Source organism: Acetobacter nitrogenifigens DSM 23921 = NBRC 105050, from assembly GCF_000429165.1.
In the GTDB taxonomy this organism is placed as follows: domain Bacteria; phylum Pseudomonadota; class Alphaproteobacteria; order Acetobacterales; family Acetobacteraceae; genus Acetobacter; species Acetobacter nitrogenifigens.
Genome location: NZ_AUBI01000003.1, coordinates 87,893 through 103,522, shown reverse-complemented (window position 1 = coordinate 103,522; position 15,630 = coordinate 87,893). Strand labels below are relative to the sequence as shown.

Here is a 15,630-nt window from a genome sequence, read left to right as displayed (position 1 = left end):
GGACATCACTCCCAAGTTAGCGGCAAGAAAGTCGATTGTCTGCGGAACACCGGCGCGATCAATCACGCCCTGTCCCAATGCGGATCGACGATCAGAACCCAGTGCTGAAGGTCGCCAGGCAGGCGAAATTTGGCGCGGCGAGTAGCTGCGCTGTGCCAGCGGTCGTTCCCGGCGAATACACGCCCGACAGATAATGGTGATCGGCCAGATTGATAATATTCAAACGGATAGAAGGAGACTTCATGAACCCGATCTTCTTCATCCGCGCGCCGATCATCATGTCGACCTGCTTGTAACCCTTGATCTGCTCGTCATTCGTGTAAGTGCTGTACTGCTTGTCGACATAGCGAAGCGTCACGCTGCCGAACATCGTACCGTCGTCGTAGTTGAGCGCGACTGACGCCTGCCAACGCGGCGCAGACGGCGCGATTTTCCCTTTGGTGTTGAGATATCCACCAGTATCGTCAGGAATATTGTTATCCGTCGTGGCGTAGAGGTATTCGCCAGAAGCGTAAGGCGAGAAGTGATGCCACGGACGCAGGCCCATCTGGGCGTCCACGCCTCGGATCGTCATGCCGCCGACGTTCATCGCGACAGGCAGAGGGTTGGCGCCATTATAGGCGTTCACCTGATGGTTGGTGAAGTTGTAATTGAAGCCGGTGATGGATGCGTTTCCAAGGCTGCCGGAATATCGCGCGCCAACTTCTTCGACGATGCTGTATTCGTTTTTCAGCTTGGTATTGCCCGTGGTGATCTGCGATCCGTTCCAGGGGTTATCGTAGGCGTTATACATCGCCGTACCGACTGGCGTACGAAAATTGGTGTTGACGCTGGCGAAAACCATGACGTTCGGATTGACGTGGTAGTCGATGGACATCCGCGGCAAGGGCTCTGCGGTGTTGTAGCCCACCTTGTAATATCCCTCGACAGGCTGCCCGAACGTGCCGTCGCGCGAGATCATCGCTTCCTTGAAACCTGCAGAAATATGCAGGCGATCATTGAGAAGCGTCACCTGATCGCCGATATAGAGCATATTGGTCATGGTGATCGTGTGGTACGACTGCTCGCTCAAAAGCGTCCCGTCTGTCAGCTTCAGATTGTAGCGACCATCGAAGTTGGCGGCCTGGCCAGTCGCGGTCAGCGCGGAAAAAGGCTCAAGAGCCTGCATATCGGTATAGCCGAACCACCAGCCGAACGTCAGCTCGTTGTGTTTAGTCTTGTATTTCACCGACGAATTAAGCCCAGCGTACCCTTCTGTGCCGAGCCAGTTATACATGGCGTTGATGGCTTCGCCTTGCGCGGTGCTGTAGGTGGCAGCATTGCCAGTCGCGATCGACGCGCCAGTCGTGCCGGTTCCGTTGTAGTTAGAGCCATTGATCGCCAGCAAACCGCCGTAATCGCCTGCGCCGTTCGAAAGGCTGCCCGCACCGAACGGATAAGCGCCGCTTCCGTGATAGACATACGGCGAAACGTCGAAAGTCAGCTTCGGACTCGCCTCGAAATGCATCGGCGCGCTGATCAGAATGTCAGCCCAGTTGGTCTGATAGAACTTATAGTAGCTGTTCAAACCGTTATAGCTGGCGTCATTGACGTTATATGTGCCAGAGAAGTTGTGGCTCAACCCCTCCTGATTCCACTCGCTGACGGAGTTGTAGGTCGGGTAATACGCCGTATTTTCATTGTTGTAGGAACCCGCGACAGAAATAAAGCTGTTGCCCCACTCCTTGATCGCCTTGAAATCCATATGACGTCGGTTGTTCCGACCGGGGCCACGCCACGCCTTGCCGGAAAGATTGGAGTAGGAAGCAAACGCGCGAACGCCGCTATGGCCGATTTCGCCAGTGTCATAACGGATGAACTGCCGATTTAGCTGATGCGTGCCGTAACTGATGTCGAGTTCGCCGCCATGCTCGTATTTCGGATTGCGCATATTCACGGCCATGATGCCGCCAGCTGAGTTCGTCAGTGGTGAATTCAACTCGCCAGACCCCTGCTGCAGCTGCACATTATCCATATTTTCGGAATCGATCCATTCCGACGAATTCGGCGTGTAATCGTCGGGATCGTTCATCGGAGCACCTTCGAAGGTGTACCCGATCTGCTGCTGGTTCATGCCGCGCACGGTGATCATCGATTCATCGCTGACGCCGAACGGATCGCCCATGGCGACGTTGGCGCCCGGGGCCATCTGAATCAGCGCCAGAGCATTGGACGCGGGGGACTGCTTCGAGATATATTCGTGCGTAACCGTGCTGACGGCTTTCGCTGCAGTTTCCGCGCGCATCATGCCGCCGCCCGAAACATGCCTGTGCCCGACGGCCGCAACGGCCTCTGTTCCGGCTGCGTTAAAAACGGTCGGCGCCCGCTTTACAGGCACCGCTGCAGCGGCGCCCCCATTACGTGGAGAAATTGCCGAACTCGCCGCGGCGCTAGCGCCTGATGACCCGCGATGATGGGCTCGCGTGGCGGCTCCCGCCGTCCCTGCGAGCGCGATCGCCAAAATCGCTGAAACTGCCACGCAGCCGGTAAGGCATGTCGTGTGTTTGATCATCTCGCCGCAACTCCTCACCACGACGCCCCAATGCGCCAGTTATGTCCTGCCGCATGCGGCGTCGCACACGTCGCCCCGAAAGACGCTAACCATTATTGATTATGGTTGCATATACGGAATGTGGGCGACAAGCCAAATTCAAAACATTTTCGGAACAAAAATTGAATGTTGCGATCTTACAACACTCACCAAAATCCCCGCGAGACGCGGAACGTTCAGCAGCCGACGACGCCGGGCCATACTCGCCTTTTTGAGCCGGAAATCAGTCCTCGCAATTGAACTCAAATTGGATGGAATAAACGCCGACGATCACCACAAATCACTCACCGAATTGTATATACAATACTACGTCCGCGATTATGGAAGCTCGGCAATTACGTCCACCTCAATCAACCATTCTGGCCGAGCAAGAGCCACGACGACGAGTCCAGTGAAAACCGGAAATACGCCCTTCATCCACTTGCCAAGCACACGGTAGGTCGTTTCGCGATGGCGGATATCGGTCAGATACACTGTCACCTTGCAGATATGCGCGAGTTCCGCCCCACATTCGCGCAGCAGCAACTCGATATTCTGCATCACTTTCTCCGCCTGTCCCTCCGGATCGCCCACCGCGACATTTTCGCGCGTATCAAGATCCTGAGGAACCTGCCCGCGCAGATAGATGGTCTTGCCAGCCACCACCGCCTGGCAGAGATCGTTATCGAGGCTCTGCTCCGGGTAGGTGGCTTTCGTATTGAACGGACGGATGCGTTTGTGAATCATACTCTTGTCTTTCCCTGACAGTGACGCTCCCATCAGGAACGCCTTGCCTAAACCTGAATAGTCTCAGACGCAGCCCGGCAAGCGAGCCTGACGAAGCAGTAACCACCGCCCCCGTCACAGCCACGGTGTCCCGGCGATACGTCGCCAACGCGCGGGCGTGACGCCCAGAACATCCGAACAGTAGGGTTGCGCATCGTTCTGACCAAGCAAGGACTACCGATGCCTATCATCAGAAAATGCTATGTAAATTTCGAAATAACAATTTTTTACAAAATTCATTCATTCGTCGCCGGGAACCCCGTAAGACGGGGCGTCCAGCGGATTCAGCGCACGACTAAGATAATCGCGCATTTGCGGTCGCCACAGCTCCCACAAGCCGCGCAGATCGGCGACAGGCTCCTCTGACCAGTCGATCCTCAAGTCCACCAACGGCCACGCCTCGCCCTCGACGATCTGCAATCCGGCCGAGTGCACGGGGCCTGCTTCGCCGCCCGCGGCCAAACCAGCCTCCAGCGCATGCAAAATTCTTTCGGCCAGTTCCTGCCCAGGATCGGACGCACCAAACGCCGCGACGATCGCCGCCGGGACGCTATCATTCGCCAGAAGATTGCCCGCGGAGACGACGTTCGGCGCCAGAGCTTCCGCGTTCACGCCAAGGGTCCGGCCACCCGACCAAATCGCCCCCTCGCCATTTCGATCCACGATGGTCACCTGCCTGAATTCAGCATAGGTCGCCGCCGCGGACACCTGATCGCGAGCGTCTGCCGCCGACAGTCCCTCTGCGAGAAAATCAAGAGCTTTCGGCCCCAGGCGTGGATCGGTGACGTTCTGGGTCGTCACTGCGCCGACCCCCGCACGAGCAAAAGCGCATCGCGCCGCCACCGCCGGCGACGACGACACGACAGCGACGCCGAATTGACCCGTACGCTCACATCGGGCGACAATGGAAAACGTCATTCTCTATACCTCTCTATTGACGGGTGTCGGCATGCCCGATGGACCGTTCGGAGCAACTCCATGCGGTTCACCCTGAGACAAATCGAATATTTCGTGGCGGCTGCTGAAACTGGCTCGATCACAGCGGCCTCGCGACAGGTCAACATTTCGCAGCCGTCCATATCCGCAGCCATTTCTCAACTGGAGGCGGCTTTCAACATCCCGCTTTTTATCCGCCATCACGCCGCCGGGTTGTCGTTGACGCCGGAAGGCCAGAGCTTTCTTCGGGAAGCGCAAAGCCTTCTGCTTCATGCGCAGGAATTCGACGCCGAAGCTGCAGGTCTGTCCAACCGGATCAATGGCCAGGTCGAAATCGGCTGTATGACGACGCTGTATTCGCTGATCGTCCCTGAACTGCTGCAGTCGTTTGAAAACCATCATCCGGCCGCGCGGCTTCTCGTGAGCGCCGGGCATCATGCCGAACTTGTAGACCGCCTGCGACGAGGGGAAATTTCCGCATGCCTCGCCTACGATCTCAACACCCCGCCGGACGTCCAGTTCGAACCGCTGGCCACTCTGCCCCCCTTTGTCATGGTGTCGACCACGCACAGGCTTGCGCGCCGCAAATCCGTTTCGCTGTCCGAACTGATCGACGAACCCTTTCTCCTGCTCGACCTGCCTCTGTCGCGTGACTACTTCCTCGGCCTGTTCAGTCAGCAGACTCTGTCGCCGAAAATCGCCGGACGTTTTGGCAGCATCGACGTTGTTCGCAGCCTTGTAGCGCGCGGCGACGGTTACGGACTGGCGAACGCCCGACCACGCAACAAGGCGGCGCTGGACGGGAGAGCGCTGGCCTACCTCGCCCTGAAAGACGACGTCCGCCCGCTGCGCTACGGCATAGCGACGATCTCCGGAGTACGGCGGACCGCCCGCTGCCGCGCTGTTCTCGATGTGTGCCGCAAGCTGCTCGCCGGAAAAAAATTGCCCGGCAGCGACTGACGCGTTTCTTTCAGACAAGCGCATCAACGAGCTTTGACAGGAACCTCTCGCACCCGGCCAGTTCGTCACGCGTGACGTATTCGTCCGCCTTATGCGCACGATCTATCGACCCCGGACCGCATATGATCGTGTCCAGACCAAGTTTTTCCTGAAACAGCCCGGCCTCCGTCCCGAATCCTACAGTTACGACGTCATTACGTCCTGCCGCAGCCAGCACGAGCGCGCCTGTCGCAGAGCCCGCCTCGGCTTTAAGGCCCGGGTATGCGTTAATGACCTCGATCCCGATTCTACCGCCCGGAAACTCGCTCTGAACGCGCTCTGCATGCCGCTGCAGACGCTCGATCCAGACATCCGACGCTTCTGCGGGCAAAAGTCGCATCTCAAAGTCCACGACACACAGATCGGGCACGATATTCAGCGCCACACCACCGGATATCAGCCCAACCTGCGCGGTGTTGTGCGGCGTCTCGAACATGACGTCCTGCCGTCCGTTCGCGATCATATCCGCCTGTATCGCCTCGATTTCGGAAATCATGCGCGAAGCCATAAGAATTGCGTTGCGACCCAGTGCAGGATTAGCGGAATGCGCAGCCTGTCCATGACACGTAATCCGCGCTGCGACTTTGCCCTTGTGCGCGACGGCGACCCGTAACCCGGTCGGTTCGCCGACCACGCACCCGGCAGCGGCGAACTCCCGCTCCTGCAATCGTCGCAACAGCGAATGAACGCCGACACAACCGATTTCTTCATCATAGGAAACGGCGAGATGCAGCGGCCGAGCCAGGGACGGTCGCGCCGCCGCGTCGCGGATCGCCGTGACGGCGCAGGCCAGAAACCCTTTCATGTCGCTTGAGCCGCGTCCGAACAACTTGCCGTCGCGCTCTGCCAGGCCGAACGGATCGGTGGTCCACGGCTGCCCTTCGACCGGCACCACGTCGCTATGAGCGGACAACACAAGGCCATCCGGGCGATCAGGACCGACGCTTGCGATAAGCCCCGCACGCCCCGGCTCATCTCCCGGCACGATTTCCACGCGCGCGCCCGCTTCCATCAGCGTGGCGGCGAGCCAATCGATCAATTCAAGATTATCCTGACGACATATGGTCGGAAACGCGACCAGACGCTCCAGCAGCGCCACCGTTCCTGCCGCAATGTTCCGATCCGAGTGCTCCGTATCCATCGCGCCGCCTCACATGAAATCATTGGCGCGCCGGAGCCCCGACGCCCGGTGCGGCCATAGCCGCACTGGACAGAATGCACGCAACTCCCATCGTCCACGCATCGAAACTTCCGAGGCGGGGGCACGCCTGCGCCTAGCCAACGCCGCCAAAATAAGCGCCGACGCCTACGAAACGATCAATCCTTGTTCAAGACTTTAAATCGCGGAAAACGGGCAGGTTCCAATCTTCATTTTTATAACAGCAAACGATCCGGAGCAGGCAAGAACATTTCCGCGTCGTCCAAATGTTTGGCGCGCTCGCCACTCTGACGACCGTCGCCCATTGCGGCCAGATTGGCGCTGTCACGAGAAGCTTATACAATCAGGGCCACATATGAGCCTGAAATGCGGACCGCTCAGGCTCACGCAGACCCCGGACAGCGGGCGCGAGGGGCTTCAGCTTTATCTTCGGGGGAACACAGGCATGACGCTCGACCTGGCCCTTCTCAACGCCACGGTTCATACAGGATCTCACACCCGGCCCCTGATCGGAGCGGCCGTTGGGATATCCAATGGACGCATAGTCCATATCGGCCCGACGGAAGAGATCCGCGCCTTATGTCGCCCCGAGACGACTATTCGAAATCTGGGCGGCATGTTCCTGGCGCCCGGCTTCATTGACGTGCACGTTCATGTGTTAATGGCGGCGGAATACCTCTCTGCGGTAGGTCTTCGCGACGCCCGTAGCATGCAAGAGGTCGTGGAACGTGTTGCGGCGCGCGCCGCCGCCACGCCGGACGCGCCCTGGATATACGGGCTCGAATGGAGCTACGGCTACCCTGACCTGCCCGGCGGTGTCTTCGACCGTGCGATGCTGGACGTGGTCTCTTCCGACCGGCCGGTCCTGCTTGTCTCCGCCATGGCGCACGCGGCCTGGGCCAACAGCCGCGCTCTCGAAGTTGCGGGAATCACCGCCGAGACTCCCGACCCGCCGAACGGCGAGATCGTCCGCCGTCCTGACGGCTCCCCCTCGGGCTGGCTCAAGGAGCACGCCGTTGATCTGGTCCGCCGCCACATGCCCGCTGCACATGAGCAGGATCGGCGACGCGGCCTCGATTTGGCGTTCCAGGAAGCGGCGCGTTGCGGCGTGACCCGGATGCAGAGCGCAGCCTTCGACGAATCGCTCCTGCCAATGCTGCACGATCTTGAGTTATCCGGAAAACTTCCCATCCGGATCGGCATGATGACGGAAATCGCGCCGCCCTCAATGACGGAAGCGAGACTGCGCGACGCAGTTGCGCTGCGCGCGACCTATGACACGGATATGCTCCGCATCGACGGCCTGAAATTTTTCCTCGACGGCGTGCTTGAATCCCATACCGGCTCCATGCCGGATGGCTATGCGGATCGGCCGGATCTGACCGGCGCGCTGCTGTGGGAGAAGGAACCCTATATCGACGCTGTCCGTCGCGGCATGGAAGCTGGCTTCACCATATGGACCCACGCCATCGGTCCCGGCGCCATCGCCCTCTCTTTGGACGCCATTGAAGCCGCCGGGCTGCTGTCGCATCGTCTGCGGCCGCGCGTAGAGCATGTCGAACTCCCTTACCGGGCGGATATTGATCGCTTTTCTCGCATTGGCGCCATCGCGAGCATGCAGCCTGTCATGATCGCGCCGTCCGACGTCTGGATGGGCATGGAGGGCGTGTGGGAAGCCCGCGTCGGAACGCGACGCCTGCAAAACGCCTTTCCCATGCGCGCCCTCCTGGATGCAGGGGCCGGGCTCGCATTTGGCACCGACTGGCCCATAGTGCCGCTTGATCCAAAGCTTGGCATCCGCAAGGCGGTGCTGCGCCGTCCGCTCGGCGCGCCCGCCGACGCCGGGTGGGTGACGCGGCAGGCGATAACGTTCCCGGAAGCCTTTCACGCCTATACTGAAGGCGCGGCCTACGCCGCAGGACGCGACCAGGATGAGGGGCGAATAACCGAGGGCGCGTACGCCGACCTTACGGTGCTTTCCGCGAACCCGTTCACGGTCGATCCCGACGACCTCCCTTCACTTCAGAACGTCCTGACCATCGTGGGCGGGCGCATCACGCACGAGACGCTATGATTCACCCCCTTCTGTAGATATGATTTTCACAATTCATGAAATCATTTTTCACAAAATTGACAATAGCGATCATTCACTGATCGAACGCATAAGACTCTCAGCGACGGAGAAAGGGAACTCTGTCCATTACCCGGCACAAGCGGATGGGGATTCATCGTCATAGCGAAACGTCCGCACTCATGAGCTATAGCTTACGCAGACATTCAAACGATCTTTCAATCGTTGCAGAAAAATCTCCGCATAAAATGTTAAAAACTTATAATTTACAGAATTTTTTTAAAATATCATTCCCGAGAAATATGCCATCACGCAAAATCAAACCGTGCTCCGCAACGCCAAACGCGATGAGCACCATCCATCGCTTCACAGGCCACCAAACAGGCGCTCCAGCCCCTCCTGCAGCGCCAGCGGCATAACGCCCAAACGCTCGCGCATAGCCGTAACGTCGAACGCCTTATCCTCAAGCAACCTGCGGACTTCGGCCCCGCCGATATCTGGCGCTCCAGGAATTGCCCGTGTCACGCCCGCAAGAGCGATCAGAGGCGCGGCGGGCACGGACAGCACCGGTCGACGCCGGACACCCGCCGCGTCCGCCACCATCCGGACGAAGTCACGATAGGAAACAGGCGCCGCGCCCGCGATCACGATGGCTTCCGGCCCGCGCCAGTCGATGTCGATCGCCGCCAGAACACTCGCCGTGACGTCGCTCTGATGAATCGGCTGCACCAACGCTCGCCCGCCAGCAGGAAGCGGCACGACAGGCAAAAGCCGCAAGAGCGCGGCGAGGCGCTGCACGTTGTTTTCCCCCTCTGCCCCATAGATCATCGTCGGGTGCAGGATGACGCCGGGGCGGCCAGACTCCAACAGTGCTCGCTCACCGCGCAGCACCCCATCGCCATGGGCATCAGGCCAGCGCGTGAACTTCCGCGTGCTGCCAAGACACACCAGTTGCGCACGCTCAGGCATGCAGGAAAGAACGACCGGAACATTGCGCGCATGCGCGGTGCAAACGACAGTCGTCGCATCGGCAAGCGCTCGGCGCAACGGCGGAAGAGACGCTTCGAGATCCCCAAACCGCGCCTCCCGCAGCGCACCCGCACCCGTCAGGACCACGCCCGCGCGCGCTAACCCGCGCCGATAGCGATCGTCGTCCCGGACCACCGGCACAACGGCTCGCCCCTGAGCGAGCAGCGCCTTACATAGCGCCGCGCCAGAACGTCCGCCCGCGCCGATGACATGAACCGTTTCCGCGCTCATGGACGCGGCGCCGCCTTGGACGGTGCGGAAAGCGCATCGGGCGGAACCTCGTCCGTGGCGTCGGCCGCATCGCCATCGCCGCCCATCGTCGCGTCCGGCGCCTTCTCCCCCTTACTGCCACTTGCGGGCGCGTGAATCGTGAGCCCCATGGATTGAACCAGCTCGGAGGACCCGCCGGACGAAAGCGCCATCGGCAGCGCAGCAATGACTGCGATCAGCGGCAGCGGCTGAGGCGGCGCCAGCGATATCCGCAGCGTTCCCTTGTCTGGCGCCTGCAGGTATTGAGCCAGTTGCGCACCCATACTGTCCGGCGCAGCCCCGGTCGGGGCCAACGAACGCTTCAGCGCCGAGAGATAGGCGTCCGGATCGACGCCCTGAGCCACGGCCGATCGAGTGATCGCCCGATTCACCAGCCCCTCGTCGCGCCAGCCAATATCAAGACGGTTAACCTTCGCGCCTGTCACGCCTGCGCCCGCTAGGTCGAGGACGCTCGGCATATCCATCTCGCTCAGGTCTTCGCTGACGGTAAGACGCCCAGCCCCCGCCGCAGTCAGGTCGAAATTCTTGACGGTCGCTGTATGCGCGCGACCGTCGACAATCACGTTCATGGCAATCGAGGCGTCCAGCGACGGGTAGCCCAGTTCCTTCAGAATCTCGAAATGGGGCGCCGACGGCCAGATCAGCAGGTGATCGACCGTCACCCTGGCGTTGCTCTTCAGGTCGTTTGTCGCTGCGTGCTCGACCAGCCGTTTCAAGGAAAGAAACGCCTGCATTTTACCCGGTGCGCCGTCCGCTTCTCCGTCCAGCTTCAGGTCGTCCAGACGCAGGCCGCTGTCGCCGTCGCGGGGCGGAAGTTTGGCGCCGGGGCCGCCATTGACGCGCGACGCGATATCCTGACCATCCACTGCAAGATGCGCGAACGTGATCTGGCGCGCTGGCGTCGCATATCCGTGGAATACGAAATCGGCGACATCCAGCCGCGATGCCTTACCAACGCCAAAATTGTCGATCGACGCAGCCTTGATAGCGAAGTCAGCCTGCACCTCGGCGGGCTTTATCGACAGCTCGGACAGTTCCCCGTGCCCGAAAACCAGCTTCTCCAGCGACTCACCCTGCATCGGCGTCTGCAACTGGTCGACCGCGACACGCTTGAACATGACCTCCAGAGACGGCGCCTGCAGGCGCCCGTCGTAAGCGATCAGATGATCGAAGCGCAGCGGCGCTTTCGTCCCTGCGTCAGGCGCCATAACGCCGAGCGCCTCCAGCGTGGACGCAGTGAATGTCAGCCCTTCCTCCCTGAGCATGACGTCCTTCAAGCGCGCGCCATGTCCGAGAGGCATCGCCTTGGCCTGTCGGTAGGTCAACTCGCTCCCCGGCGGCAGTTGCGTGCGAAACTGCGCCAGAGCAGCGTCCAGCCGGGCGTCCGCAACACGCTGCGCCCATACCCAGGCCGCTCCGCCGCCGCCAATCAAAACAACGGCGAGAACCGCGGAGGAAGCTATGAGGACGCGGGGTTGCATCATATCTGGTCCTTAAGTGACGATTCGACGTCGACAGCCCGCAAACCGGAATCGACACGGGCGACAGCGAGCCCCCTAGGTAACAGCATGAGCGTCGACCGACACCCCGAAGAGGCCGCCATCCGTTATAAAACAAGGCGCTGGACCTCAGGATACGCCAGCGAACGCCGCACCGGCCGGGCTTTTCCAGACAGGGACAGTCGAAACGGAAAATGCGGTATTATGTTACCGCAATCAAAAAGCCCTGAAAAACGGCGAACAAACCCAAGAAACCTCATCACGCCTTACGATCGTGCTTGACGAAGCCCGTGTCCGTGCGCATAACGCGCCACCCGAACCGATCAAGATTTCTGGACGGACATACGACCAATGAAGACCACCCTCTCGCTCAAGCCCGCGGAGGTGACGAAGAACTGGATCCTGATCGACGCCGAAGGCCTCGTTCTCGGTCGGCTCGCCGCCATCATCGCCCAGCGTCTACGCGGCAAGCACAAGCCGCAGTTCACCCCCCATGTCGATTGCGGCGATCACGTCGTCGTCGTCAACGCCGAGAAGATCAAGCTGACCGGCGACAAGGTTGGGCAGAAGCTGTTCCACTACCACACCGGTTATCCGGGCGGCATCAAGGAACGCACCATCACCCAGCGTCTGACCGGCAAGAACCCGGGTCAGGTCGTTGAGAAGGCTGTCGAGCGTATGATCACGCGCGGCCCGCTGCAGCGCGCCCAGATGCGCAACCTGCATGTCTACGCCGGAGCCGAGCACCCGCATGACGGGCAGCAGCCGGTGAAACTGGATGTCGCGGCGATGAACCGCAAGAACACCGCCATCGCGAAGAGTGGGGTCTGATCACTATGTCCGAAACTCTGGAACGCACCGGCACACTGGCCGATCTGAAGGACATCGCCCCGGCGACGCTCGCTTCGGAAGCCCCCGTGTATGAAGTAAAGCGCGACGCGCAGGGCCGCTCCTATGCGACCGGCCGCCGCAAGGACGCCGTCGCTCGCGTGTGGATCAAGCCCGGCAAAGGCGACATCACCGTCAACGGCCGCCCGGTGGTCACGTATTTCGCACGCCCCGTGCTGCGCATGCTGCTGACCCAGCCTTTCCTTGTGGCTGACCGCTACAACCAGTTCGACGTCGTCTGCACCGTCACCGGCGGCGGACTGTCCGGTCAGGCTGGCGCGGTTCGTCATGGCATCAGCCGCGCGCTGACCCATTACGAACCTGGCCTTCGCGGCATCCTGAAGGCGGCCGGGTTCCTGACCCGTGACTCCCGTCAGGTCGAGCGTAAGAAGTACGGTAAGGCCAAGGCCCGCCGCTCCTTCCAGTTCAGCAAGCGCTGATCTGCTTCCGGTTCAAACCGGAAGTCTCAGGCAAGGCCGCCGACCCCATGGGTTGGCGGCCTTTCTGTTTTCACACGGCACTAAAAAGCCGAATGACACACCTGCCTCGTTCGCAAACAAAAGGCCCTTCGAAACATGCGTTTCGAAGGGCCTTTTACTGTGATCTCATCAGGGAGATGGTTCAGCTACAGCATTTAGACGCAGCTTAACCACATCCAGAACCGATAAAGATCAGGCGGTGATATCGAGCGCGGAACTATCGGCGCTGGACGCAGTCTTCGACGCGCCTGTAGTTGTTTCGGAAATAATGTCGCCCTGAGAATCCGTGACGGTTGTCGTAATGGATCCGTCGGCATTCGTCGTCACCGTCGTGGTGTCTTGTGACGAACTCGTTCCCGAACTCGATGATGCGCCTGAAGACGACGCCGAGGAAGATCCTGCGCCGTAGAGACTGCTCAACGCCGAACCGGAAAGACCAGAAATCGAGGAGGACATGCTGTAAGCTCCGAAATGACGATACCGGGCGCATCGTCACTTCGAGCGATTAATAACATCTTAGCAAAGACGTAACGAAGAGCAACGTTACGTCCACAACACTTCACTCACTGCGCGCTTTGGGTACGAACTTCCTCAATCAATCCCGGCAGGATCGACGGGTCGGAAAGCGACGAAAGATCGCCAAGGGCGTCCGTTTCGCCCGACGCGATTTTCCTGAGAAGCCGCCTGACGATTTTACCTGAACGCGTCTTGGGAAGATCGGCGACTAGAAAGATTTTCTCCGGCGCCGCATACGGCCCGACGCGCTCCCTGATCACATTCGTCAGCTTGGTTGACGGCGGCCTGACTTTATCGCTCCGCGCCACGACGAACACGACAATGCCTTGCCCCTTCAGATCGTGATTGACGCCGACGGCGGCCGCTTCCGCCACGGAGTGATCCGTCGCCACAGCGTCCTCGATCTCCGCCGTGCCGATACGATGACCTGATACGTTGATGACGTCGTCCATGCGGCCGGTGATGAGGTAATACCCGTCAGCATCGCGGCGCGCACCGTCGCCAGCAAAGTAAAGCCCCACGCTGAAGCTGAAATATGTCTGTCGGAAGCGTCCGTGATCGCCCCAAATCGTCCGCGCCTGACCAGGCCAGGACCCGGCGAAGCAGAGGCAACCCTCGGCTTCCCCGTTTCCTTCTATCAGTTCGCCTTTCTCATTCGTCAGCACCGCCTTCAGCCCCGGCAAAGGAGTCGTCGCCCATCCTGGTTTCAGATGCTGCGCGCCCGCCACAGGTCCGAGCATGAAACCTCCCGTCTCGGTCTGGAACCAGACGTCAATGAAGGGGCACTCGCCACGGCCAACGACCTGATGGAACCAGTCCCACGCGTCCGGACTGATCGGCTCGCCAGCCGAGCCGAGACGACGCAGCGACTTCAGCGAGTATTGAGCCGGCACGCCGTCGCCTTCACGCATCAGCGAACGAATGGCCGTCGGGGCAGTGAAGAGCCCGGAGACATTGTGCCTGTCGATTATGTCCCACCAGCGCCCTGGCTGAGGGTAGGACGGAAGCCCTTCGTAAATCAGAGTAGTGCCGCCATTCAGCAACGGGCCGTAGACGACATAGGTATGCCCGGTGATCCATGCGATATCCGCCGTGCACCAGTGGGTCGTTCCCGGTTCCGGCGCGAAGGTGATGTCCATGGTATAGGCCGCCCACACCAGATAACCGCCGGTGGTATGCAGCATCGCCTTCGGTTTGCCTGTGCTTCCGGAAGTATAAAGCAGGAAAAGCGTATCTTCAGCCGCCATCGTTTCCGGAGCGCACTCCGTCGACGCGCCTTCGGTGATAGCGGCATATTCGAGATCGCGTCCCTCTTTCATCGGGACATCATCACCGGTGACGCGGACGACAATCACGTTCCGAACGCTCGAGATCGTGCCTGCATGTTTCAACGCCGCGTCGATCGCCGTCTTGTGAGGCACGCGCTTCGCGCCGCGACGTCCGGCGTCGGCCGTCACGACAACGACCGTTCCACTGTCGACCAGCCGTTCACCAAGTCCCTCCGGCGAGAATCCTCCGAACAGAACGACATGAATCGCGCCGATCCGCGCACAGGCGAGCATCGCCACCACGCCCTCGACCACAAGCGGCAAATGGATCGCCACGCGGTCGCCGCGCTGCACGCCGAGGGCGCGCAATGCGTTGGCGAAACGACAGACCTCAGCATGCAGATCCCGATAGGTGAGAACGCGCGAATGGCTTGCGTCTTCGCTCTGCCAGATCAACGCCGCCTGATCCCCGCGCTCACGCAGATGGCGGTCGAGGCAATTATACGACGCATTGAGGCGCCCATCCTCGAACCAGCGGATGGATACGCCTCCGCGAAACGAGGAATTTGACGCTTTTGTCGGCGCTTTTTCCCACTCAAGCATACGCGCACGTTCAAGCCAGAATTGATCCGGTTGACCTTCCGCCTGCGCGCGCAACGCGGAAACACGCTCTACTTTTTCAGCATCGAGGTCGTTCAGGTTAGACGACACCAGGCTGAGCACATTGTCGAGCACCGACATTACCTCCGTTGGGGTATAAGAGCTTTTCATTTTTTATTGTATGTTGCTCCATAAGCGTAGTTTACGCGATTGCCTCTCCAAAATCCACCCCTTTCACCAGACCAGAACCGCGCCTCTCAATCGACTTCCCGTGGCACACAGCCACCCGCGCGGCGTTACAGTTTTCACAACTCGAGCTTGAGTGACACCACACTGATCTTTTATCCTATAGACACTTAATATCATTGAAATTATTTCAATATCGCAAAAACACATCCCACACGCGCATCATGTCCCCTGGGGCCATGCGCCTCACTGGAAAACATCTGAAAATCTGACGTAACGACCAGCGCCATCGCAGCAGTAAAATTTTCAATTAATTAAAACAATTTTTCTTGAAATACCCGAATCATTTCAGATTAAAATCGCAGGATCGCGCCA

The 15,630-nt window shown here is 59.9% G+C and carries 12 protein-coding genes; 4 read left to right on the top strand and 8 right to left on the bottom strand.

Going from position 1 to position 15,630, the window contains the following annotated elements; translation table 11 throughout:
* Positions 1-91 precede the first annotated feature (91 nt).
* The 3 genes from G442_RS20980 to G442_RS0105280 all read right to left on the bottom strand — a co-directional run bounded on the left by G442_RS20980 (position 92) and on the right by G442_RS0105280 (position 4,273).
* Positions 92-2,551 carry a TonB-dependent receptor gene (locus G442_RS20980; RefSeq protein ID WP_051291955.1) on the bottom strand — a complete coding sequence of 820 codons (2,460 nt, stop codon included), beginning with the start codon at positions 2,549-2,551 and terminating at the stop codon, positions 92-94.
* A 357-nt stretch (positions 2,552-2,908) separates the two neighbouring features.
* On the bottom strand, positions 2,909-3,316 hold the full coding sequence (locus tag G442_RS0105285) for a RidA family protein (RefSeq protein ID WP_026397145.1): 408 nt from the start codon (positions 3,314-3,316) through the stop codon (positions 2,909-2,911).
* 279 nt (positions 3,317-3,595) lie between these two features.
* Positions 3,596-4,273, bottom strand: coding sequence for a DUF1028 domain-containing protein (locus G442_RS0105280; RefSeq protein WP_026397144.1), 678 nt, complete (start codon positions 4,271-4,273; stop codon positions 3,596-3,598).
* Positions 4,274-4,333: 60 nt separating this feature from the next.
* Between G442_RS0105280 and G442_RS0105275 the strand changes: the two genes are divergently transcribed.
* Positions 4,334-5,251, top strand: a complete 918-nt coding sequence (locus tag G442_RS0105275) for a LysR family transcriptional regulator (RefSeq protein WP_026397143.1) — start codon at positions 4,334-4,336, stop codon at positions 5,249-5,251.
* Between the two features lie 10 nt (positions 5,252-5,261).
* Here the strand turns inward: G442_RS0105275 and argE are convergent, their stop codons facing one another.
* On the bottom strand, positions 5,262-6,431 hold the full coding sequence (gene argE / locus G442_RS0105270; protein WP_035376229.1) for an acetylornithine deacetylase: 1,170 nt from the start codon (positions 6,429-6,431) through the stop codon (positions 5,262-5,264).
* Between the two features lie 373 nt (positions 6,432-6,804).
* Between argE and G442_RS0105265 the strand changes: the two genes are divergently transcribed.
* Positions 6,805-8,523: an amidohydrolase gene (locus G442_RS0105265; RefSeq protein ID WP_246789340.1), complete on the top strand. Its 1,719-nt coding sequence runs from the start codon at positions 6,805-6,807 to the stop codon at positions 8,521-8,523.
* A 363-nt stretch (positions 8,524-8,886) separates the two neighbouring features.
* On the opposite strand, the gene G442_RS0105260 is transcribed toward G442_RS0105265, so the two are convergent.
* A complete protein-coding gene (locus tag G442_RS0105260) occupies positions 8,887-9,780 on the bottom strand; it encodes an NAD(P)H-binding protein (protein ID WP_026397140.1) in 894 nt (297 codons plus the stop codon).
* On the bottom strand, positions 9,777-11,303 hold the full coding sequence (locus G442_RS0105255) for a hypothetical protein (RefSeq protein WP_026397139.1): 1,527 nt from the start codon (positions 11,301-11,303) through the stop codon (positions 9,777-9,779). The genes G442_RS0105260 and G442_RS0105255 overlap by 4 nt, the downstream gene beginning before the upstream one ends.
* 366 nt (positions 11,304-11,669) lie before the next feature.
* Here G442_RS0105255 and rplM point away from each other — a divergent pair, with 366 nt between their 5' ends.
* Both rplM and rpsI read left to right on the top strand, forming a co-directional pair.
* Entirely contained in the window at positions 11,670-12,149 is a 480-nt protein-coding gene (gene rplM, locus G442_RS0105250; protein ID WP_026397138.1) for a 50S ribosomal protein L13, read from the top strand.
* 5 nt (positions 12,150-12,154) lie between these two features.
* Entirely contained in the window at positions 12,155-12,646 is a 492-nt protein-coding gene (rpsI, locus tag G442_RS0105245; RefSeq protein WP_035376228.1) for a 30S ribosomal protein S9, read from the top strand.
* A 231-nt stretch (positions 12,647-12,877) separates the two neighbouring features.
* On the opposite strand, the gene G442_RS24265 is transcribed toward rpsI, so the two are convergent.
* Entirely contained in the window at positions 12,878-13,141 is a 264-nt protein-coding gene (locus G442_RS24265) for a hypothetical protein (RefSeq protein WP_084440377.1), read from the bottom strand.
* A 107-nt stretch (positions 13,142-13,248) separates the two neighbouring features.
* Positions 13,249-15,210, bottom strand: a complete 1,962-nt coding sequence (gene acs, locus G442_RS0105235) for an acetate--CoA ligase (RefSeq protein ID WP_026397136.1) — start codon at positions 15,208-15,210, stop codon at positions 13,249-13,251.
* Positions 15,211-15,630: the final 420 nt, after the last annotated feature.

Excerpts from the sequence above, each read along its gene's own strand:
- G442_RS20980 (WP_051291955.1), bottom strand. The coding sequence starts at position 2,551 with ATGATCAAACACACGACATGCCTTACCGGCTGCGTGGCAGTTTCAGCG.
- G442_RS0105285 (WP_026397145.1), bottom strand. The coding sequence starts at position 3,316 with ATGATTCACAAACGCATCCGTCCGTTCAATACGAAAGCCACCTACCCG.
- G442_RS0105280 (WP_026397144.1), bottom strand. The coding sequence starts at position 4,273 with ATGACGTTTTCCATTGTCGCCCGATGTGAGCGTACGGGTCAATTCGGC.
- G442_RS0105275 (WP_026397143.1), top strand. The coding sequence starts at position 4,334 with ATGCGGTTCACCCTGAGACAAATCGAATATTTCGTGGCGGCTGCTGAA.
- argE (WP_035376229.1), bottom strand. The coding sequence starts at position 6,431 with ATGGATACGGAGCACTCGGATCGGAACATTGCGGCAGGAACGGTGGCG.
- G442_RS0105265 (WP_246789340.1), top strand. The coding sequence starts at position 6,805 with ATGAGCCTGAAATGCGGACCGCTCAGGCTCACGCAGACCCCGGACAGC.
- G442_RS0105260 (WP_026397140.1), bottom strand. The coding sequence starts at position 9,780 with ATGAGCGCGGAAACGGTTCATGTCATCGGCGCGGGCGGACGTTCTGGC.
- G442_RS0105255 (WP_026397139.1), bottom strand. The coding sequence starts at position 11,303 with ATGATGCAACCCCGCGTCCTCATAGCTTCCTCCGCGGTTCTCGCCGTT.
- rplM (WP_026397138.1), top strand. The coding sequence starts at position 11,670 with ATGAAGACCACCCTCTCGCTCAAGCCCGCGGAGGTGACGAAGAACTGG.
- rpsI (WP_035376228.1), top strand. The coding sequence starts at position 12,155 with ATGTCCGAAACTCTGGAACGCACCGGCACACTGGCCGATCTGAAGGAC.
- G442_RS24265 (WP_084440377.1), bottom strand. The coding sequence starts at position 13,141 with ATGTCCTCCTCGATTTCTGGTCTTTCCGGTTCGGCGTTGAGCAGTCTC.
- acs (WP_026397136.1), bottom strand. The coding sequence starts at position 15,210 with ATGTCGGTGCTCGACAATGTGCTCAGCCTGGTGTCGTCTAACCTGAAC.